At 64.1% G+C, this 20671-nt stretch carries 23 protein-coding genes and 2 tRNA genes; 20 read left to right on the top strand and 5 right to left on the bottom strand.

Annotated elements, in window-relative coordinates:
- The 9 genes from DI606_RS15150 to DI606_RS15110 form a co-directional block, all read left to right on the top strand.
- Positions 1-1356 (top strand): efflux transporter outer membrane subunit (locus DI606_RS15150; RefSeq protein ID WP_293984521.1); only part of this gene is annotated, 1356 nt, incomplete at its 5' end.
- A gap of 371 nt (positions 1357-1727) precedes the next feature.
- Entirely contained in the window at positions 1728-3005 is a 1278-nt protein-coding gene (locus DI606_RS15145; RefSeq protein ID WP_293984519.1) for an aminotransferase class V-fold PLP-dependent enzyme, read from the top strand.
- 144 nt (positions 3006-3149) lie between these two features.
- Complete coding sequence (locus tag DI606_RS20355) at positions 3150-3548, top strand: DUF2946 family protein (protein WP_367119479.1); 399 nt, start codon at positions 3150-3152, stop codon at positions 3546-3548.
- A 107-nt stretch (positions 3549-3655) separates the two neighbouring features.
- The gene (locus DI606_RS15135; RefSeq protein ID WP_293984516.1) at positions 3656-3799 is read left to right on the top strand and encodes a hypothetical protein; all 144 of its coding nucleotides are present in this window, start codon (positions 3656-3658) and stop codon (positions 3797-3799) included.
- Positions 3796-4947, top strand: coding sequence for a PepSY domain-containing protein (locus tag DI606_RS15130; protein ID WP_293984515.1), 1152 nt, complete (start codon positions 3796-3798; stop codon positions 4945-4947). Before DI606_RS15135 ends, DI606_RS15130 begins: the two co-directional genes overlap by 4 nt.
- Positions 4948-4951: 4 nt before the next feature.
- Positions 4952-7153, top strand: coding sequence for a TonB-dependent receptor (locus tag DI606_RS15125; protein ID WP_293984514.1), 2202 nt, complete (start codon positions 4952-4954; stop codon positions 7151-7153).
- A gap of 24 nt (positions 7154-7177) precedes the next feature.
- Positions 7178-7651: a copper chaperone PCu(A)C gene (locus tag DI606_RS15120; protein ID WP_293984512.1), complete on the top strand. Its 474-nt coding sequence runs from the start codon at positions 7178-7180 to the stop codon at positions 7649-7651.
- A complete protein-coding gene (locus DI606_RS15115; protein ID WP_293984510.1) occupies positions 7638-8273 on the top strand; it encodes an SCO family protein in 636 nt (211 codons plus the stop codon). The genes DI606_RS15120 and DI606_RS15115 overlap by 14 nt, the downstream gene beginning before the upstream one ends.
- Entirely contained in the window at positions 8266-8610 is a 345-nt protein-coding gene (locus DI606_RS15110) for a copper uptake system-associated protein (protein WP_293984508.1), read from the top strand. The genes DI606_RS15115 and DI606_RS15110 overlap by 8 nt, the downstream gene beginning before the upstream one ends.
- 277 nt (positions 8611-8887) lie before the next feature.
- Here DI606_RS15110 and DI606_RS15105 read toward each other — a convergent pair whose 3' ends face one another.
- The 3 genes from DI606_RS15105 to DI606_RS15095 form a co-directional block, all read right to left on the bottom strand.
- Positions 8888-9010 (bottom strand): hypothetical protein, encoded by a 123-nt coding sequence (locus tag DI606_RS15105; protein WP_293984506.1) that lies wholly within the window; start codon positions 9008-9010, stop codon positions 8888-8890.
- Positions 9011-9113: 103 nt separating this feature from the next.
- Positions 9114-9803 (bottom strand): hypothetical protein, encoded by a 690-nt coding sequence (locus DI606_RS15100; protein WP_293984505.1) that lies wholly within the window; start codon positions 9801-9803, stop codon positions 9114-9116.
- The gene (locus DI606_RS15095) at positions 9800-10264 is read right to left on the bottom strand and encodes an RNA polymerase sigma factor (RefSeq protein ID WP_293984503.1); all 465 of its coding nucleotides are present in this window, start codon (positions 10262-10264) and stop codon (positions 9800-9802) included. The genes DI606_RS15100 and DI606_RS15095 overlap by 4 nt, the downstream gene beginning before the upstream one ends.
- A 106-nt stretch (positions 10265-10370) precedes the next feature.
- Here DI606_RS15095 and DI606_RS15090 point away from each other — a divergent pair, with 106 nt between their 5' ends.
- Entirely contained in the window at positions 10371-11585 is a 1215-nt protein-coding gene (locus tag DI606_RS15090) for a S8 family serine peptidase (RefSeq protein WP_293984501.1), read from the top strand.
- 103 nt (positions 11586-11688) lie between these two features.
- On the top strand, positions 11689-12555 hold the full coding sequence (locus DI606_RS15085) for a hypothetical protein (RefSeq protein ID WP_293984499.1): 867 nt from the start codon (positions 11689-11691) through the stop codon (positions 12553-12555).
- A 399-nt stretch (positions 12556-12954) separates the two neighbouring features.
- Here the strand turns inward: DI606_RS15085 and DI606_RS15080 are convergent.
- Positions 12955-13029 (bottom strand) — tRNA-Gln (locus tag DI606_RS15080).
- A gap of 129 nt (positions 13030-13158) precedes the next feature.
- Between DI606_RS15080 and DI606_RS15075 the strand changes: the two genes are divergently transcribed.
- Positions 13159-13659 (top strand): MarR family transcriptional regulator, encoded by a 501-nt coding sequence (locus DI606_RS15075; protein WP_293984497.1) that lies wholly within the window; start codon positions 13159-13161, stop codon positions 13657-13659.
- Positions 13660-13740: 81 nt separating this feature from the next.
- Positions 13741-14052 carry a hypothetical protein gene (locus tag DI606_RS15070; RefSeq protein ID WP_293984495.1) on the top strand — a complete coding sequence of 104 codons (312 nt, stop codon included), beginning with the start codon at positions 13741-13743 and terminating at the stop codon, positions 14050-14052.
- A 66-nt stretch (positions 14053-14118) separates the two neighbouring features.
- Here the strand turns inward: DI606_RS15070 and DI606_RS15065 are convergent, their stop codons facing one another.
- Complete coding sequence (locus DI606_RS15065; RefSeq protein ID WP_293984493.1) at positions 14119-14877, bottom strand: enoyl-CoA hydratase-related protein; 759 nt, start codon at positions 14875-14877, stop codon at positions 14119-14121.
- 103 nt (positions 14878-14980) lie between these two features.
- On the opposite strand from DI606_RS15065, the gene DI606_RS15060 reads away from it, so the two are divergent.
- The 7 genes from DI606_RS15060 to nusG form a co-directional block, all read left to right on the top strand.
- Entirely contained in the window at positions 14981-15946 is a 966-nt protein-coding gene (locus DI606_RS15060; RefSeq protein WP_293984491.1) for a bile acid:sodium symporter family protein, read from the top strand.
- Between the two features lie 368 nt (positions 15947-16314).
- Entirely contained in the window at positions 16315-17310 is a 996-nt protein-coding gene (locus DI606_RS15055) for an aspartate carbamoyltransferase catalytic subunit (protein ID WP_293984489.1), read from the top strand.
- 26 nt (positions 17311-17336) lie between these two features.
- The gene (locus DI606_RS15050) at positions 17337-18602 is read left to right on the top strand and encodes a dihydroorotase family protein (protein ID WP_293984487.1); all 1266 of its coding nucleotides are present in this window, start codon (positions 17337-17339) and stop codon (positions 18600-18602) included.
- 124 nt (positions 18603-18726) lie between these two features.
- Complete coding sequence (locus DI606_RS15045; RefSeq protein WP_293984485.1) at positions 18727-19653, top strand: YihY/virulence factor BrkB family protein; 927 nt, start codon at positions 18727-18729, stop codon at positions 19651-19653.
- A 64-nt stretch (positions 19654-19717) separates the two neighbouring features.
- Positions 19718-19793 (top strand) — tRNA-Trp (locus DI606_RS15040).
- A 170-nt stretch (positions 19794-19963) separates the two neighbouring features.
- Complete coding sequence (secE, locus tag DI606_RS15035; protein WP_293984484.1) at positions 19964-20170, top strand: preprotein translocase subunit SecE; 207 nt, start codon at positions 19964-19966, stop codon at positions 20168-20170.
- Between the two features lie 27 nt (positions 20171-20197).
- Positions 20198-20671, top strand: a 474-nt coding sequence (gene nusG / locus DI606_RS15030; RefSeq protein WP_293984482.1) for a transcription termination/antitermination protein NusG, incomplete at its 3' end; no start/stop codon positions are given.

The raw sequence follows: 20671 nt of genomic DNA, 5'->3' as shown, positions 1-20671 counted from the left end.
GAATTTTCCTATGGGCCGGCCATAAAGGCGCGCGGCTCCGGCGCGGACAATGCCGCGCTGGTCGATTGGTGGCGGGGCTTCAACGATCCTGTACTCACCGGACTGGTCGAGCGCGCGATCGGTCAGAATCTCGATTTGCAGCAGGCGGTGGCACGGGTCACGCAGGCGCGGGCGGCGCTGAAGGGCGCCAATGCCGCTTTGCTGCCGGTCGGCCAAGTCAGCGGCCAAGGCGGGGAGACATACCAGTCGAAAGAAACGCCGATTGGGCGGCTGGCCAGCGCCTTTCCCGGGTTCGAGCGCTCGACGGAAAGCTACGACCTCAGCGTCGGCGTCAGTTGGGAACTGGATTTGTTCGGCGGACGGGATGCCGCGCGCGATGCTGCCCGGGCGGAATGGCAGGCTTCAGCCGCTGGCGCAGTCGCGGCGCGGCTCGCCGTGATCGGACAGACTGCCGACACTTATATCCAGGTCCGCGCATTGCAAGCGCGCCTTGTCATCGCCCGCGATCAACTGAAGACGCAAAAGGGACTCACCGATCTGGTCCGGCTTCAGTTTCAAAAAGGGTTCGCTTCAGAATTGCAACTCCGGCAGGCCGAAGGAGCATTGGGGCAGCTACAAGCCGCCCTTCCGGCCCTTCAAAATCAAATCGACGTGACGATGAATGCACTCGACGTTCTCGTCGGCGAACAGCCAGGAACGGCGCGCATGACGCTTGCTGCCGATGGCGACGTACCGGCACCGCCTGCCATCGCCTCGGTTGACGGCCCATCGGCTCTGCTACGGCGTCGGCCGGATATCATCGCGGCCGAACGCACGCTTGCGGCGTCCAATGCGCGCATCGGGGCAGCGATGGCGGAATATTATCCCAAATTCTCGCTCAGCGGGCTGCTCGGTACTGCGACCACCACCGCTGGCGGCCTGTTCGGTGGCGGCGCTACCCAGGCGAACGGCGTGTTGGGCCTGCGTTGGCGATTGTTCGACTTCGGCCGGATCGATGCCGAAATACGCGCCGCCAAGGGGCGTAATGTAGAGATGCTCGCCGCCTATCGCCAAACGGTGCTACGCGCGTCCCAGGATGTGGAAGATGCCTTTTCCACCCTGGTGCAGCAGGAAGCGCGGGCTCATGCGCTGGTGCAGGCGGAGTCCGCGCTCGCCCGCGCCAGAGGCGCTTCCCTTGCCGCATACAAAAGCGGTGCCGTCAGCCTGATCGAGGTGCTGGATGCCGATCGCCGCTTGCTTGAAGCGCGCGACGGCGTTGTACAGGCGCGCGCCGCCGCCAGCCGGGGTGCAGTCGCCTCTTTCCGCGCGCTGGGCGGTGGCTGGGATCCTGCCACTGTCCGCACGGTGAGCAATTAGGGGCCGGTTTCTTCCGGGCTCCGTCTTCAAGCGCCTGCGCCATGCCGGTGATCGGAAGAAACCAGGCAATGGCAGCTACCATGAAAACCGTTCTGGCTGTTGGCTGGGGCATCGTCGGGGCATCGACATCGTGCGGCGGTGGAAATTTCGCAAAGGTCGTTTGCGGTGTTTACAGGTGATGCGTCATTCGATCCCTCTGTGTGGGCGCCGAGATGCCATCGAATGCCGGCTGCGACCATCCGGGCAAAGTTTAAAAGGCTGACTTCCGGCAGCGATTTTGCCTGATCGTGTCGGCAATATGGCGGATATGGCGCACCCTATCGTCATTATTAAAAAATCCGGGGTTGTTTATGCTCAATCGTCGCAATCTTATGGCCGCGGCTACCGTGGCGCCGATGCTGACGCTCGGTTCCATGGTAAAGGGTGCCGGAGCGGCGCTGCCGGTCGTGCCGGACGGCCTGAGCTTCGAGGCTCTCCAGCGGCAATTGGCGAGCCTTTATGACGTCGACCGCGCCATCGTGAATTTCGATGCGGCCTATTATGGTGCGATGACAAAGCCGGTTCAGGCCGTCTATCTGGAAAGAACGGGTTGGATAAACCGCTACAACTCAACCTTCCTGCGGAGCGCCGTGCCGGGCGCGCCCCGCGACACCGAACTGGACAAGTCGCGCGATGCGGTCGCGCACATGATCGGGGCCCAGCCCGATGAGATCGCGCTGGCTGGCGGCGGGACTGAGGCACTCTATGCGCTTATAACCAATTACGGACTGCTCAAGGCTGGCGATGCGGTCATCTATTGCGATGTCGATTATGACGAGATGCAATATGCGATGGACTATCTGGAGCAGAGCCGGGGCGTCAGGGTCGTGCGCTTTTCGCTTCCCGAACCGCACAGTCGCGCCAACATCATGGCTACCTACAAAAAGATATTGAAGGAAACGCCGCGCGCGAAATTGTTGCTGTTGACCCATGTGTCGAACCGCAACGGACTGATCCCACCGGTCAAAGATATTGTCGCCATGGCCAGGGCCTATGGGGTGGATGTCATTCTCGACAGTGCGCAGGCAGTCGGCCAGATGCCCTTCGACGTCGATGAAATAGGCGCGGATTTCATTGGCTTCTCTCTGCACAAATGGCTGGCTGCGCCGCTCGGCACCGGCGGCGTCTACATTCGAAAGTCTCGTCAGAAGGATATTCTTCCCTGGCTCGGCAACCGGATTCACGCTGCCGACGATATCCGCGCGCGTATCCCGACCGGCACGGTCGATTTCGCCGCGCGCCTCACCGTTCCGACCGCCGTGGAGATGCAAGCCCGGATCGGAATCGATCGCAAGTTCGCGCATCTGCGCGCGCTGCGCGACTATTGGGTTGCACGCGCGTCAGACATTCAGGGCGTCGAGATGATGTTGCCGCCCGAAAAAGACAATTACGGTGCCATCAGCGCCTTTCGCCTGCCGGGCATGACGACCGGCGAGCAGGCCAAGCAGGCGCAGGCGCGGTTCATCGAAAGGCATAAGCTGCTGGTCGTCGCTAAGGCTGGCCTTGCATCGGGCTCAGTGCTGCGGGTCACGCCTGGGTTATTCAACAGCAGCGAAGAACTGGATCGGCTGGTGCGCGCCATCCAGGCGGAACGCAGCCTGTTTTTATAATGTTTCGGACGCCAATTCGATCATAAGGACCTTTCCTCGTTCCCTGGCATCGTTGAGCACCCATAGGCCGTGCGGTAAGAGCAGCGCGGCCATGGGACATCATGCCCTATCGACTTGCAACGAAGCGAGCCTTAGGCAGGCACAATGAATGGGTGGATCAGGCAGTCACGGAGAGGTCGCGGGCTTTTTGCCCTGCTGACGCTCTGCGCGCTGGCGATCCGCATCGCGATCCCTTCGGGCTTCATGCCGACTCAGGGTGCCCATGGTATCCTTATCTCCCTCTGCACCGGCCAGGGTGCGGTTAAAGCGGTGCTGCCATTCGAACGGAACGGCGAGCCGACGGATCATCATAAATCCGAGGGCAGTCAATGCACCTTTGCCGCCGGGTTGGGCGGTGGCCTGCTGACGCCAATTCTCTCGTCTTTGGCGTTGCTGCCTGTTCCGATTGCGCCGCAGGTTGCAGGCCGCGCCATCGCCGACCTTACGGTTCATCGCCTCGCGGCCCCGCCGCCACCGTCCCAAGGCCCTCCCGCGCGCGCCTGACCGGCCCGCGCGGCGAATGCCCCCTCGTTCGCCGTTTCCCGACGCATGCCTTGCGCATGCGGGACGCCGCTTTCCGTTGAAAGCGGCCAAAGGCGAATGAGACTTTCATGCATGCTCCATGGAAGGCGCGCGACGCCTTCATCGACTGGCTGCGCCAGATACGCCGATCTGCCTGGGCGCTGATCGCACTCGGCACGGTTCTACGAATCATCATCGCGCTCGTCCCGGGCGCAGCCATGCTTACACCATGACGTGGCGATGGCGCACATTGGCGCGTCATGTCCATCTCTGGCTGGGCCTGTCGGTGGGCTTGTTCTTCGTGCTGCTCGGGCTGACGGGGTCGGCACTGGTCTTCTATCAGGAGATCGACGCCTTGCTGCATCCGGCGATCCGCATCGAGACTAAGGCGCCTGCGCCCGGCTGGACCAGCTCGATCTGGGACCGCGCGCTGGAAACCGTGCGCCGACAATGGCCCGGCGCCGGTGGGCAGTGGCGGTTCGAAGCGACGGGCGAGCCGGGTCCGATAGCGGCGCGCTACTATCCGTCCGGCGCGCCCACCAGCCACATGACTAAGCGGATGATGGTCTGGCTTTCGCCAGATGGCGCCCGCGTCCTGCGCCATGATGGCTGGGGCGACTATGCCATGAGCTGGATCCACGAACTCCACATGGACCTGCTGTCGGGCGAGGCCGGGCACAAGGTCGTCGGCTGGTCGGGCGCGGTCATCCTTGTCCTGCTGAGCGCGGGCGTCATTGCCTGGTGGCCGAGGGGCAGTTGGCGCAAAGGGCTCGCCTTCAAGCCCGCCGCCGCGCCCATCCGTCGCCTGCACGACATTCACAAGCTGGCGGGGTTATGGAGCTTCATCCTCCTTATTCTGTTCGCGATCACCGGCTTCATGCTGGCGCTACCGACGGCGAGCAACTGGCTGCTCGAACGGACGGTGGCCCGGATCGATGCCGCGCCGTCGCCGCAGGCCGTGCCGTCCGCCGGAAGGCCGATCACGATCAGCGCAGCGCTCTCCGCCGGGCATCGCGCGCTGCCCGAAGCGCGTCTCGCCTGGATCGAAATGCCGTCGTCCAAAACCGGCATGCTCAAGCTGCGTGTGCAGGTGCCGGGCGATCCCAGCCGACGCTTCCCCCATAGCTACATCTATGTCGATCCTTATTCGGGTGCGGTCCGCGCCATTGTGGATGCGCGCAAGAGTCATGCATCGACCGCCATCACCAACTGGCTGCATCCACTGCATGACGCGTCGGTCGGCGGCCTGCCTACCCGCATCCTCGCCTTCGTCGTCGGGCTCGTTCCAGCCGTCCTTTTCTTCACCGGCCTGCTGCGCTGGTACACACGCCGCGTGCATCGACAGCGGTCGGCCCAAAAATCTCGTGTTTCAGGGAGTTAAAGACATGCGCATATCCACTATAGCCATTGCCATTGCCATTGGCATGCTGTCATCGCCGGCGCTGGCCGAAGAGGCGGACCGCAGCGACGCCATCGTCGTCACCGGTCAGCGGGACCAGTTGAAGCTCGACCAAAGAAGCGACGCAGCCAGCCGCCTTAACCTTTCCATCATGGAAACGCCCGCCAGCGTCGAGACGCTGAGCCAGGCCGACATGCAGTTTCGCGGACTGCGTACCGCACGGGAGGCCTTTGCCGACGTTCCGGGCGCGATCGCGGGCAATGTGCCTGGCAATCCTGCCGTCATCACCATGCGCGGCTTTGCCGGAAACGTGATTTCCATCCTGCAGGACGGGGTACGCATCTCTTCCTCCACTGTCGTCCAGCGCGATACCAACACATGGCATTTCGACCGGATCGAGGTGATCAAGGGACCGGCCTCCGTCCTGTTCGGCGAAGGCGCGCTGGGCGGCGTCGTCAACAAAGTGACGCGCAAGCCGGAATTCACCGGCGACCATATGGATGCGCTGTTGAGCTATGGCAGTTTCGACACGCTAACGGCTGCGGGCGGCGTCAACTATCGGTTGTCCGATACGCTCGCCGTGCGCGCCGACGCCAGCATCATGCGATCTGACAGTCTGTATGACGTCGATGACAACCGGACCCGGTCCACCGGCCTGACCGCCAGCCTGCTGTTCAAACCTTCGGACGACCTGTCGATCCTATTCGCGGTCGATCATTATAACGACCGTTATGACAGCAGCTATCAGGGCGCGCTGCTGATCCCCCTCGCCTATTCCCGAGACCCCAGCGATGCGGTGCGCGGCAGCGGCAGCAACGCGGGCCTCGTCGTCGACAGGGCGACGCGCAAACGCAACTATACGCCCCAGGGCGGCTATTCGGGCGCCGACGAAACCACGATCCGTTCGCGCATCGACTGGGCGCTGGGCGGCGGATGGGCGCTCGGCACGGACCTCACCTGGTACACGGCCGACCGCGCATTCCTCAACAACGGCACCCGCAATTTCATCGCGCCAACCGCGGCTTTCCCCAATGGCAGCATCCAGCGCGGGCTGACCGCCTTCTATCACGATCACGAATATTGGAATGTCCGCACCGCGCTATCGAACGATGGCCGGATCGGCGGCCTGCGCAATCGCTTCACCGTCGGGGCGGAATATAATCGCACCGATTTTGCCAGCCTGCGCGAAACCAGCACGAACAACCTGGTGTCCGCCGTCGATCCGTTCGCCCCGGTCGTCGGTGTCTTCCCAACCGAAGGATCGCTCTACCGGTCGCAGAATGTCAATTTCGATTCGAAGCTCAACACCGTCTCGGTCTTTGCGGAGGACGCGCTGAACCTGACGCCGCAATGGCTGCTGGTCGCCGGCGCGCGATACGACCATATCGATCTGGAACGGCGGGTTACCGACTATCTCAAGACTCCCAACACGGTGACCGGCGCGAATCCCATCTACAGGCCGTTCTCCTGGCGTGTGGGCAGCAGCTATGCGGTGACGCCGGGCATTACCATCTACGCCCAATACACCACCGCCGTTACGCCGGTATCGTCTATCCTGCTTCAGTCGATCGCCAACACGGCGTTCATGCTAACCAAAGGGCACAGCTACGAAGCAGGGTTCAAGCTCGCCGGATTCGACAAGAGGCTGACGGTGACGGGCGCCGCCTATCGCATCGTTCAGCACGACATATTGACGCGCGATCCCGTCAATCCGCTGCTGACGGTCCAGGGCGGCACCCAATCGTCGCAGGGCGTGGAGCTGAGCATGGGCTGGGCGTTGACCGATGCCTTCTCGCTCGGCGGCAGCGTCAGCTATAGCGATGCGCAATATGACGAATTGATCGAGGCGGGCAACATCGACCGTTCGGGCAATCGACCGATCAACGTGCCGTCCACCACGGCGGCGGCCAATATGGCGTACAGGCTGCCCGGCGTCCCCGTCACCCTGTCCGCCTTCGCGCGGCATGTGTCGGGCTTTTATACCGATACCGCAAACAGCATCTTCGTAAAGGGGCGCACTACATTCGACGCGGCCATCGCATGGGCGCTGACGGATGGCGCGACGCTGACGCTGCGTGGTCGCAACCTGACCGACGCTTTCTACGGCGAATACTCAGGCTATAATTCGACCGACATCTACATCGGCGCGCCGCGCAGCGTCGAAGTCTCGCTCGCCACCCATTTCTGATTCGATTGTAAAAGGAGCTCCATCATGCGCTTTCTTCCCGCGACGCTTGCCATCCTCACCTGCCTCGCCGTGCCGGCGCTCGCCAACGATTATCGCAAGGGGCCTGTCACCATCGAGCGTCCCTGGACCCGGCAGACCGCGCCGGGGCAGAGCGTGGGCGGCGGCTTCATGACCATTGTCAATGGAGGCAAGACCGGTGACCAACTGGTGAGCGCCACCTCCCCCGCCGCGCAAAAGGTCGAAATCCACAGCATGACGATGAATGACGGCATCATGCGGATGCGCCCCGTGCCAGGCGGTCTGGCGGTTCCGGCGGGCGGGAGGCTGGAGTTGAAGCCAGGCGGCTTTCACATCATGCTCATCGGCCTCAAGACGCCGCTGGCGATGGGGAAGTTCGTGCCGTTGACCCTGCGCTTCGCCAAGGCAGGCGCGGTTACTGTGCAAATGAAAGTGGAATCCGTCACTCACGGTATGGAGGCCAGCCATGACGGACACTGATCCGCAGGAAGTCCGTCCCGCGCCATCACGGCGCGCGGAATTTATCGTTATCGGCGTTGTCGCATTGCTGCTGGGCGTTGTGGCCGCGATGATCCTCATGCCCCGCTGGGCGGGCGATGCGCCCGCATTGGCGTCTGCCAGCGGCCCGGGCGGTCCATTTACCCTGACCGATACGAAGGGACGAACCGTTACCGACCGCACCCTGCTGGGCAAGCCCTATGCGATCTTCTTCGGCTTCACCCGCTGCCCCGATATATGCCCCACGACGCTGAGCCGCATGGCGCAGCTTCGCAAGCAGTTCGGGGCGGAGGGCGACAAGTTCAACATCGTCTTCGTTTCGGTCGATCCTGGCCACGACAAGCCATCTGACATCGGCCACTATCTGACGTTGTTCGACACGCCGATCATAGGCCTGACCGGAACCGAAGCGCAGATCAAGCAGATCACCGATGCATATGGCGTGTATTTTGCCAAGGTCCCGGTGGCGGGCGGCGACTACACGATCGACCATATGGCCGGAATAATGTTGTTCGACAGCCGTGGCCGCTATGTCGAGATGATGGACCCTGCCGAGCCGGCGGCGACCAGCATCGGCCGTTTGCGCGAACTTATCCGTGCGTGATTGGCGCTTTATTCTGCCGCTCTTGCTGCTGGCGAGCGCCTGTATCCCGAACAGCGCTCTGGATCGGGATCAGATACGCGCCACCATAGAGCAGGCTTTAGGTGCCGATGGATCGCCCCTCACGATCGAACGCATCTATCTTAGCGGCGATTATGCGCTCGCCCTTTGGACGCAGGGGGCACGCAGCGGCGATATGGTCCTCGCCCGACGCTCGGGCCAATGGGTGCAGATCTTGTGCGGCAACGGCCCGATCCGCGACCGGGTGCGGCTGGAACGGGCCGGCGTGCCCGATTTCGCCGCGCAAATGCTGGTCAGGCAGATCGAAGGCGGCAGCTGACACCAGCCTGATGGTCGCTGAGTGGGTAGACGTACTTAAGTTATCCTTCATGGCCAGCGCCTTAAGCACGCCGCCTGGAGCGTCATCGATGTCTTGACCGGCGGCTGGGTGAAAAAGTCGAAGCCGATGGCGCGCTGCCTGCCGACCGCCTTTCGACGTGGAATCCTCCTAGCGATCAGGCGACACGGTTTATGAGAGTGCTGTCATGGCCTTTTTGGTGTCCACTACCCATACAGGCGCTCGCTCATGGCTGCGTTAATGCCCCCCCGATATTGATCTAAGTCCAGTATTTCTCGTTGAACAGATTGTTGACGTTGCCGATGAAAGTCACCTCGAGCGTCGCCTCCAGGACTTCCCCGACATTCGCATATTCGCCGCCGACACAACTTCCCGGCTCCATTGCTTTGACATAATTGCGGTAGATCGAGACATAGGGCCATGATGGAGGATATTGCGCGTCAATCGTAATAAAAGCAAAGCCAACGTGCCCGGCACCGATGTCGTTAGGGCTGCCAGCGCCTTTTTACAGCGGCAGCCTCTTCCTTCGCATCGAGCGCAGGGCCGACAGCCATCGCCTGGGCCGCAGCCATCGCCGCGGCATCGGCGCTGCCGGCCTGGCGATAGTCGGTCTGCTGGCCCTGCTCCGCATCACCCGTGTAGCGCACACGCCAGCGAAGATCGTCCCGACACGCAATCCCAGATCGTGACCCAGAAGAATAGGCGCGGCAGAACTGCCCCTCGCCGTTGCGAAAGCTCAATAAAACCCGCACCGGAGCATCCGCAGGCGCGCGAAATGCGATCTGGCGGTCAAGTGCCTCTGCCACAGCGCCGCCGGCATAGTTCCGGGATTGCAGAGCATTGTATCCAAGTACCGCCAGTACCAGCGAAGCTGCCAGCGCTGGGAAGCCATAGCGTAGCACCGGCGGGGGTACGCGACGGTGCGCGACCGCAGCGAAGTCGACCACCTCCCCGTTCCCCCCGCCGTCGAGCACGGCGCGGCGCAGCCGTTCGGGCACTTCCGCTTCCACCACCGGGGCGAAATGGGCAGACAGTTTCGAACGCAGCGCACGATGCGCCGCTACTTTGGCTTGCAGCAAGGGATCGGCGGCAATGGCGGCACCGATGGCCAAGGCCTCGTTCGCGTCAAGCTGGTCGTCGGCGAAGGCGGCAAGCTTTTCAGGGGTCACGTTCATACCGCTTCTCCCAGCAGCGCCATCAACGCGTCGCGCCCGCGCACCAGCCGCGAATTGAGTGTACCGACCGGGCAGCCGACGATCTCCGCAGCTTCCTTGTAGGACCACCCTTCGACCATCACCAACAATACCGCTTCGCGCTGGTCCGGCGGGAGGAGCGCCAGTGCGCGGCCTATGTCGGACAGACCTACCGCAGCGTCCTGTGCGCCGTCCATACCGATCGCCAAGCCCTGTTCGTCACTGACCAGGGTTTCGGTCCGGCGGCCCCGCGCTCTTACTTCGTCAATCCAGAGGTTTCGCATGATCCGGTACATCCAACTATCGAGCCGCGTGCCCGGCTGCCATTGCGCCCGGGCGCGCAGCGCACGTTCGATCGTCATCTGGCACAGGTCGTCGGCATCGACCGGATCACGCACCAAGCCCGCCGCGAACCGTCGCAAACGCGGCAGCAGTTCGAGCATTTCTTGCTGAAAGTCCTGCGTCAGCGCTTTCGCCCTTTCTGCGGATTAAACGCCGTTGTCTCCTCGTTTAATCCATCGAACCTGAGATATAAGCAAAACGATGTCGATGCGAAACCTGATTGCCTTACTGGCTGCGCTAACCGGCTGCGCCACGCCCGTCGCGGCCCAGATCGGCAGGCCGCTGCTCGGTGGAACGATAGACCGCACGCTCGGGGCGGTGGGTTCCATAGCCGATCCGGCCTTGCGCACGGTGGACGAAGTGGTGTCCAATGCCGACACGCTGGCCCGCCTTCGGCTGGACCGGATCGACGAACTGGTCCGCCGCAACCGCAAGACGATCGAACGCGACGACAGCGGTGCCCCAGCGCGTCGGGGTGAACTCCTGCTTGTCGACCCGACCCAAGCCCAGCTGGCGACCGCGCGCGACGCCGGTTTTGTCCTCAAAGGTGAGGAACGGTTGGCGGTGCTCAATCTGGCGGTGGTCCGCCTGGCAGTGCCGATCGATCAGCCGCTGGCTCGGGCCGAAGCGCTGTTGCGCTCGCGATTGCCCGACGCCACGATCACTGCCGATACGCTGCATGAGCCAGCGGGGGCGGTAGAAACCGAGATGCGTTCGCCCTCTGAGTCGAAAGGCGGGATCGAAACCCCGGTTGGCCTGATCGACGGTGGGCCGGGACCCGGCATCAGGGTAGCTGCCACCCGCGGCTTTGCCACGGGCGCCCCGCGCGCCAGCGCCCATGGCAGCGCCACCGCGTCCTTGCTGGTCGCAGCCGGGATCCGCCGAATCCTTGTCGCCGATGTCTATGGTGCCGATCCCGCTGGCGGCAATGCGCTGGCCGTGGCCCGTGCGCTCGACTGGCTGACCGGTGCCGGGGTCCGGGTGATCTCGATCAGCCTTGTCGGCCCGGACAATCCGTTGATCGGTCGCGCAGTGGCGGCGGCGCGGCGGCGAGGCACGGTGGTGGTCGCGGCGGTGGGTAACGATGGTCCGGCAGCCCCGCCAGCCTACCCTGCCTCCTATCCCGGAGTTCTCGCGGTTACAGCGGTCGACGGGCGCAATCGAGCGTTGATCGAAGCCGGGCGCGCACTCCACCTCGATTATGCCGCGCCCGGGGCCGACATGGCTGCCAGCGATGCCCGCGGGCGCTGGCGGCAGGTGCGCGGCACGTCCTACGCGGTGCCGCTGGTGGCGGCCCGTGCCGCCGCGGCTGTACTCGGGGGCGATGTCGTCCAAGCGCTGGACCGCGAGGCGCAGCCGCTGGGCAACGCCCGACTTTATGGCCGGGGCCTACTGTGCGGGGACTGTCGGCGGTCCCGTTGAGGCCCGGCAAAAAAATTCTTGAGCGCTGGATTAAGCCGGTGTGGGGCGTCGTTTTGCTAGCAGGAGCCAAATGGCTCTCCCGGATCGGAGAAAGGAACATTCCATGCGCAGACTCCTTATCGCTTCAACCGCCCTGTTAATGACCGCCGCTCCTGTGCACGCCCAGCTGCTGGGCGGGACTTTGAGTGGCGGGCTTGGCGGCTCGCTGGGCAGAGCGGGCTCGATCAGCTCTAACATCGATAGCGTCCGATCGGATATGACCGGCACGCTGCGCAGCGCCGGCTCGACCGGCGGAAATATGAGCGTCAATCGCAAGACCGGCACGGTCCATGCCGACCGCAACGCCGACGCCAGCGTTAACGGCGCGATCGACCAGATGGTCGCCGGGCCCGCCCGCACTGTCACGGGCAGCGAAGCCAGCGGTGTCAACGGCAGCGGGTCGGGAAGCATCGATGGACAGCTGATGGGCACCAACGCCGTGCGTGGTGCCTTGGCGAATAGCCGCAAGGCGGCGTCGGGTGCCGTCCGGCAGATTGCCGGGACCGCACAGGGAACCGCAGGCAATCTGGTTTCCACCGCCTCCGGCACGCTATCGGGCGCGAGCCGTGCGTCGGGCAGTGCCGACGGTTCGGACGCGACCGGCGGGCTGGTCGATAGTGGCAATGCCACGGCTTCCGGCTCGGGCAGTACCGACGGCGGGTTCCAAGTGACACGCGGGATGCCGGTGCTGGGGCCGGACGGCCAGCGGATCGGCAAGGTCCAGCGGCTGGTGACCAATGGCCAGGGCGCAATCCAACAGATGCTGGTTAAGATTGGCAACCACACGGCGACGCTGCCGGCCGCCAACTTCACCGCCAGCGGCACCGCCGTGATGTCGGCGATGTCGGCAGCTCAGATCGAGCAAGCGTCGGCCCCCAACACTGGGGCAACGCCCGCAAAGCCGGCCGGATCGAATCAGGCTTCGATGTGAAGTCTTAAATTCGATGTGAAGTCTTAAAATAGTTCACGCCGCAGTGGCCCACCCCGGTCGACGGGGTGGGCCATCGATTTCGCTTTTCCGACCCAAGGCCGCCAGCGAATTATCTTACGTTCGCCGATCATGATGCCGCGGCCGTATATTGTCAGGCAGGGTCCCAGTGCACCGTCGGTGTCAATCTCACGGCGAAGTTCTGAAGCGGAAACAGCGACTACGCCAATGGGTGCGGTCAGCTGGCGGCAAGAATAGCGAGCCATGTCTGGCCGCGTCTTCAGGCGTTTATGCGCCCACCGCTAATCTAGTTTTGCTGGTCGCAGTGCCGGAGGCCCTCATTGCGATATGGAATGCCCCGTGGACAAATTCCCGGCAGCATCGAACACCAGCAAAAATCGGTGGCTGGGGCGGCAGGATTCGAACCTGCGCATGGCGGTACCAAAAACCGCTGCCTTACCGCTTGGCTACGCCCCATCAGGGCCGACTGGCTTTGTCGGCGCGGCACGTCCTATAGCGTCTCGGACGCGAAAGGAAAGCCTAGTCATGAAGCTTTGATGACGCCAATATGGGGCACGCCTTACCCCAACGGGATCATCACGCGTCATGTCGGTTTCCAATGCCCAGATCGCTCCTGCATCCCCGCTGTTCCTGCGGGAGGATGAAATCCGGCGCGGGATCGAAATGTTGTATTTCGGCTATTCCGCGCTGACCCGCTCCATCGACGAGGGGCTGGCGGCACAGGGTCTGGGGCGCGCGCACCACCGGGCGCTTTATTTCATTTCGCGCCAGCCGGATCTGACGGTCAAGGACCTTTTGCGCCTGCTGTCGATCACCAAGCAGTCGTTGGGCCGCGTCCTTAACGACCTGATCGAGGGCGGCTATATCGAAACCCGCACGGGAACCAGCGACCGGAGGCAAAAGCTCTTGCGGCTCAGCCCGGCAGGCAAGGAACTGGAGGCAAACCTGTTTCGTGCCCTGCGCGAGAAGATGGCGGCGGCTTATGCGCAGGCGGGGCAAGGATCGGTCACGGGCTTCTGGCGTGTGCTGGAAGGGCTGATCCCCGACGCCGATCGATCCATGGTATTTGGCCTTCGCACCGGATAGTTGCCGATACGCAACTTTATCCACACTCCAGCGCTTTACCGGCTGCAAGACACTTCATGACAAGGGCAAGAGGAGCCAACTATGCGTAAAACCCTGATCGCCGGACTGTCCGTCCTCGCCGTTGCCGGGCTTTCCGCCTGTTCGGAAAAGACCCAGGACAAGATCGAGAATGCCGGTGCCGCCGTCGGCAGCGACATCGACAACAATGTCGACCGGGCCGGTCAAAAGATCGACAACGGTCTGGATCGCGCGGGGGCCGCCATCGATCGGGGCACCGACAAGGTGGATGCCGCCGCGGACAACGCCGCCGCCGACGCGAAGCGCGAGAGCCGCGAAGCCAAGCACGATGTCGGCAGCGCCCTCGAAAATGCAGGCCGCGACATCAAGAATTGAGGACTGCCGCCTGAAGCGGAAGGTGAAAAGGGGGCGTCGAAAGCGCCCCCTTTTTTTGCAGGCCGTTCAGGCTTGCCGGAAAACCGCTGGTCGTTTTTCGAAGAAGGCCGCGAACGCTTCCTTCGCCTCGTCCCCCGCGAGCGCAACTCGGAATGCCTCCGCCTCTTCCCGCATTCGCGCGACCAGCGCGGCGGTATCGCCTCTCATCAGCCGACGCGTGACGGCGAGCGCCTGGGGCGGCTTGGTCATGAGCAGCGCAGCCTTGGCGCGGGCGTGATCGAGCAGGGTTTGGGCAGGCACAACCCCCGTCACCAGTCCCACCGCGTCCGCCGCCGACGCGTCCATGGACTCCCCGAGCAACAGCATCGCCGCCGCCTTCGCATGACCCATCAAAGCCGGGGCGAGCAGGCTGGAGCCGGCTTCGGGCACCAGCCCCAGATTGGCGAAGGGCATGACGAAGCGGGCATCGGGCGCTGCATAGATGAGGTCGCAATGCAGCAGCATGGTGGTGCCGACGCCGACCGCCATGCCCTGGACCGCGGCGACCAGCGGCTTGTCGAATGTGGCAATCGCCTCGATGAAGGCGAAGGCCGCCGCCCCGCCCTCCGGCCCTTTCAGGAAGTCGCCGATGTCGTTCCCCGCGCAAAAGGCATCGCCCCGCCCGGCGAAGAGCAGCGCGCCGACATCCGCCCGCCCGGACGCGTCGGCAAGCGCGGCGGTCATCGTGCGATACATGGCGGCGGTCAGCGCGTTCTTCTTGTCCGGGCGGTCAAGATGCACTTCCATCACGCCGTTCCGTTCCAGGATTGCGACATCCTCGCTCATTGAAAAAAGCCTCTTCTTTGATCCTGCCAAGGGGAAATTGTTGGCGCAGGTCGTGACCCGCGTCTATCCCCCATCGTCCCCCCTCACCGTCCGGTAGACAATCATGAACCGCCTGCGCCAAGCGTTCGACCCCTTTCTGTTGCTGTTGATCGCCACGGTCGCCCTAGCGTCCTTTCTGCCTGCAAGGGGACGGGGCGCGGACATCGCGGACGGGATTGCGGACGCTGGCATCGTGCTTCTTTTTTTCCTCCACGGCGCAAAATTGTCGCGGGAAGCGATCCTGGGCGGGGCGAAGGCGTGGAAACTGCATCTGGCGACGTTGGGGACGACGTTCGTCGCCTTCCCGATCCTGGGAATTGCGATCAGCCGATTCGGGCTGGCTCCGGCCTCGCTGCGCAACGGCATCTTGTTCCTGACGCTGCTGCCGTCAACGGTGCAATCGTCCATCGCCTTTACCGCCATCGCCCGCGGCAATGTCGCCGCGGCCATCGTGAGCGCGTCCTTTTCCAACCTGTTGGGGATCGTTGCGACGCCGTTGCTGGTGGCGTTGCTGATGGAGCGGAGCGGGAACGGCAGCCTCGTTTCGCTGTCGTCTGTCGAGGGAATTCTGCTCCAGCTGCTGCTGCCCTTCGTTCTGGGCCATCTGGCGCGGCCCTGGATCGGCGGGTTCGTGACGCGGCACAAACCGTTGGTATCGAGCGTGGATCGCGGTTCGATCCTGCTGGTCGTCTACGCCGCCTTTTCAGCCGCCGTGGTAGAAGGGCTCTGGTCGAAGGTGTCGTCGACCGAACTGGCGGAGCTGGCGGTGATGTGCGTTCTCCTTCTGGGGACTATCCTGCTCTTTACCTATGCTCTGGGACGGGCGGCGGGCCTGTCGCGGGAGGATGCGATCGTGCTCCAGTTTTGCGGATCGAAGAAGAGCTTGGCGTCCGGCGTCCCGATCGCAGGCGTGCTGTTCCCGGCAAGCGCGGTGGGGCCGATATTGCTGCCGGTCATGCTGTTCCACCAAATCCAGCTCATGGTGTGCGCCCTGCTGGCACGCCATTATGCACGACAGACAGAGCCATAAAGAGACAGCGAAGTAGACAACTGCATCGACTTTTCACGGAAATTATTTTACTTTCGTAAAACAATGTGCGGCGAGGTCGTCTGCGGACAAGTATCGGGCGGATGACGGCGATCGCGGCGCGAGATGGAGCGGCGCACGACCGGACGCTACGACGCCGTGATCATAGGGGGCGGCCACAACGACCTTGTCTGCGCTCTCTATCTCGCGCGAGCGGGATACCAGGCACGCATCCGGGCGGCGGGGTGACCGACGCGCCGGGGCATAATGCGGCGCGCGCAGTGCTGCGCGACGGGTCGATCCCGGGGCGGTGGCGCAGGCGGGGTTAAGCGCCTTGCCCTGCCCGCCCCCCTCGCCTAAAGACCCGGCTCATGCCCGATATCGTCATCCCCGATGCGTCCCCCGACCTTGCCGGGCGGGCGCTGTTCCCGCATCGGCACCTGCTGTCCATCGCGGATCTCAAGCCTTGGGAAATCCGTTTCCTGCTGGATGAGGCGGAGCATTGGGCGCAGGCGAACAATGGCCGGGCGCGCAAGCATGACGGGCGGCTGGCGGGCATGACGCAGATCAACGCCTTCTTCGAAAATTCGACCCGCACGCTGTTGTCGTTCGAAATCGCAGGCAAGCGGCTGGGCGCGGACGTGGTCAATATGGCGGCGGCCACATCGAGCGTGAAGAAGGGCGAAACGCTCATCGACACGGCGATGACGCTGAACGCGATGGCCGCCGACGTGATCGTGATCCGCCATGCGTCCTCGGGCGCGGTGGCGCTGATCGCGGACAAGGTCGACTGCCCGGTGCTGAACGCGGGGGACGGGTGGCATCAGCATCCGACACAAGCGCTGCTCGACGCGCTGACCATCCGGCGGCGCAAGGGCGGTTTCGAAGGGCTGATCGTCGCGATCTGCGGCGATGTGCTGCACAGCCGGGTGGCACGGTCGAACATGCTGTGCCTCGCCGCGCTGGGCGCGCAGGTGCGCGCGGTCGCGCCGCCCACGTTGCTGCCGCCCGAAGTCGAAATGCTGGGCGCGACCCCCTTCACGCGCATGGACGAAGGGCTGGACGGCGCGGACGTGGTGATGATGCTGCGCCTTCAGAACGAGCGGATGGACGGCGCCTTCATCCCTTCGGCCCGCGAATATCATGCGCTCTACGGCCTGACGCCCGAACGGCTCGCCATCGCCAAGCCCGACGCGCTGGTGATGCATCCCGGACCGATGAACCGGGGCGTGGAGATCAGCAGTTCGGTCGCGGACCATCCCGAACGGTCGGCCATCACCGAACAGGTGGCGATGGGCGTGGCGGTGCGGATGGCATGCCTCGACGTGCTGACGCGACGGTCGCGCGGAGTGGAGGGATGGTCTTGAACATCCCGACCGATAAGGAAATGGAAATGACCGTGAACGTCCCGACCGAGAAAGACGGAGGGACGGTCGCGAGCCGGATTGCCATCGTCAACGGGCTGCTGGCCGATCCGGCGGGCGACGCTCCCGTCCCCGGCACCGTCCTGATCGAGGGCGACCGGATCGTGGCGGCAGGCACGGTCGAAGTGCCGGGCGACGCTAGGCGGATCGATGCGCGAGGCATGGTGGTCGCGCCGGGCCTCGTCGACCTGGGCGTGTTTGCGACGGACAAGCCCGCTTTCCACTTCGGCGGGATCACGCGTGCGGCGCTGATGCCGGACCAGCGCGCGCCGCTCGACGAGGTAGGCCTGATCCGACAGGCGACGCGGGCAGGCAAGCCCGATTTCTGGGTCCATCCCATCGCGGCGGCGACACGCGGGCTTGCGGGTGTCGAGATGGCCGAAATCGGCCTGATGCAACAGGCAGGTGCGAAGGCGGTGGCGACGGGCCGCCAATGGATCGCGGATTCGGGCGTCATGCTGCGCGTTCTCACATACGCGCACGGGCTTGGCCTGACGGTCATCGCCCATGCCGAGGATGCGGGGCTGACGGCGAAGGCGGTGGCGACCAGCGGAGAGACGGCGACGCGGCTCGGCCTGCCCCACGCGCCCGCCTGCGCCGAAGCGATGGCGATCGCACGCGACCTGATGCTGGTGCGGCAGACGGGCGCTGCGATCCACTTCCGGCTTGTCACCACGAAGGCGGGCTTCGACCTCATCCGCGCGGCGAAGGCGGAAGGCCTCAAGGTCACATGCGGGATCAGTCCGGCCTATCTGTTCCTGAACGATCAGGCGATGACCGATTTCCGCACCTTCGCGCGCCTGTCCCCGCCGCTGCGGCACGAGGATGACCGGCAGGCGAGCCTGCGCGCAGTCGCCGACGGCACGGTCGATGTCATTACGTCGAGCCACGATCCGCGCGGGCCGGAGGACAAGCGCCTGCCCTTCGCCGACGCCGCGCCCGGCATGGCGGGGGCGGAGACGCTGCTGGCGCTTTCGCTCAATCTGGTGCGCGAAGGGCTGGTGTCGACGGGACGGCTGATGGCGCTGCTGGCGGCCAACCCGGCGCGTATCCTGGGCGTCGATGCAGGCCGCTTCGCCGCCGGAAGCGCCGCCGACCTCATCTTCGTCGATCCCGACGCGCCGTGGATCGTCGACAGCGCCAGAATGGCGGCGGCGGCGGGCAACACACCCTTCGACAAGCTGCCGGTGCAGGGGCGTGCGCGGCGAATCATGAAAGGCGGCATCTTCCTTTAGCGCCATCGCCCATACCGAGGTGCAAAGCCGCCATAGGCCGGGCGTTTCCCGACGCTTATCGGTGCCATCGGCGGAACCCCCCGCGCCTTCGCGCGCTTGCCCGAAGGGTAACAAGGGGACAATGATGACGGAACGGGTAGCGCAGCAGGTCCATGCCGACGCGCCATGGGAAATACCGGCGCGCGGATGGTGGGAAGTGCTGAAGCGCGTCTACGCCAAGATGGGCGCCAATCACCTGAGCCTGCTGGCGGCAGGGGTCGCCTATTATGCATTTCTGTCGATCGCGCCGCTGATGGCGGCCATCGTGCTCACTTACGGTCTGATCGGCGATCCCGCGCTGGTGGCCGAACATGTGCGATCGATCATCACGGTGGTCCCGCGCGAGGCGGCGAAGCTGATCTTCGACCAGTTGATGGCGGTGGTGACGACCGCCAAGCCCGCCATCGGATTTGGCCTGCTGCTGTCCTTCCTGTTCGCGATTTACGGCGCGACGCGCGCGTCCACCGCGACGATGGAAGCGCTCAACATCGTCTATGAGGAAACGGAGGCGCGCTCGCTTCTGTCGGTCTATCGCGTATCCATCGGCATTACCCTTTCCGCCGTGCTGGTGGTGGTGGTCGGCGTGCTGGCCGCGTCGGTGCTGGGCTTTCTCCAGACTTTCGTCGACGGGTGGGGCCCGATTGCGATCTTTCTGGTGAAGGCCGTCACCTGGATCGCCGCCGGCGCCTTTGCCAGCCTCATCTTCGCACTCATCTATCGATTCGGGCCGCATCGCCGCAAGGCGCGCTGGCGCTGGCTGACGACGGGATCGGTGGTGGCGACGCTGTTCTGGCTGCTGGCGACGCTGGGCGTGTCCTTCTACGTGTCTCGCTTCGGCAATTATAACGAGACATATGGGTCGCTGGGCGCGGTCGTTGTGCTGCAATTATGGCTTTACGTGTCGGCATTCGTCGTGCTGCTGGGCGCGCAGCTCAATCAGGAAGCGGAACGCCAGACGAGCGTCGACACGCAGGTCGGCGACGCGCCGGAGGCTCAGGCGACCGCGTCATAATGGCGCTTGCCCTCCCGGCATACCCACGCTAAAGCGCCCTCCTTCGCTGGCTCGCCGCCAGTGCAGGAGTGTAGCTCAGTTGGTAGAGCGTCGGTCTCCAAAACCGAATGCCGGGGGTTCGAGTCCCTCCACTCCTGCCAGACGGCGACCTGCGAGCCCTTGAAATTCCGGGGGTTCGCAGGTAGATGCGCCGGCGGATATGGTCGCGGAGCAGATCGGCCGCACCCCCGGACGTCCTTAACAGGGTGGGATCGGGAGGGCGGACTGTTGCTCCGCGATCGGTGTTTGTGTTGAGACAAGAAGGCAGGCGATGGCGAAGGTTTCCCCCGGCGAATTCGTCAATCAGGTGCAGACCGAAGCGCGCAAGATCGTGTGGCCTACCGGTCGCGAAACGGTCATGACCGGCGTGATGGTCGTGCTGATGACATCGTTGCTCGGCCTCTTCTTCTTCGGCATCGACACCTTCTTCGGCGCGATCGTCCAATGGCTGCTCAGCCTGGCGTCGGGCCGGGCTTGAGCCAAGACGGGAGTTTGAAACGGTAACATGGCGCGCTGGTACATCATCCACGCCTATTCGGGCTTCGAAAGCAAGGTCAAGGAATCGATCCTGGCCGAAGCCGAGCGCATGGGCCTCTCCCAGCTCGTCGAGCAGGTCGAGGTGCCGACCGAAACCGTGACCGAGGTCAAGCGCGGCAAGAAGGTGCAGGTCGAACGCAAGTTCATGCCCGGCTACGTGCTGGCCAAGCTGGCGATGAACGACGACATTTACCACCTCGTCAAGAACACGCCCAAGGTGACCGGCTTCCTGGGATCGAGCGGCAAGCCGCAGGCGATCAGCGAGGGCGAGGCCGCCCGCTATTTCGGCGCCCAGAAGGAAGCCGAGGCCGCACCCAAGCACAAGGTCAACGTCGATTACGAGATCGGCGACAGCGTCAAGGTGCTGGACGGCCCCTTCGCCAGCTTCAACGGCGTGGTCGAGGAACTGGATTTCGAAAAGAACCGGGTCAAGGTGTCGGTG

The organism is Sphingobium sp., from assembly GCF_003248505.1.
Classification (GTDB): domain Bacteria; phylum Pseudomonadota; class Alphaproteobacteria; order Sphingomonadales; family Sphingomonadaceae; genus Sphingobium.
This window is presented reverse-complemented; position numbering and strand designations above follow the sequence as displayed.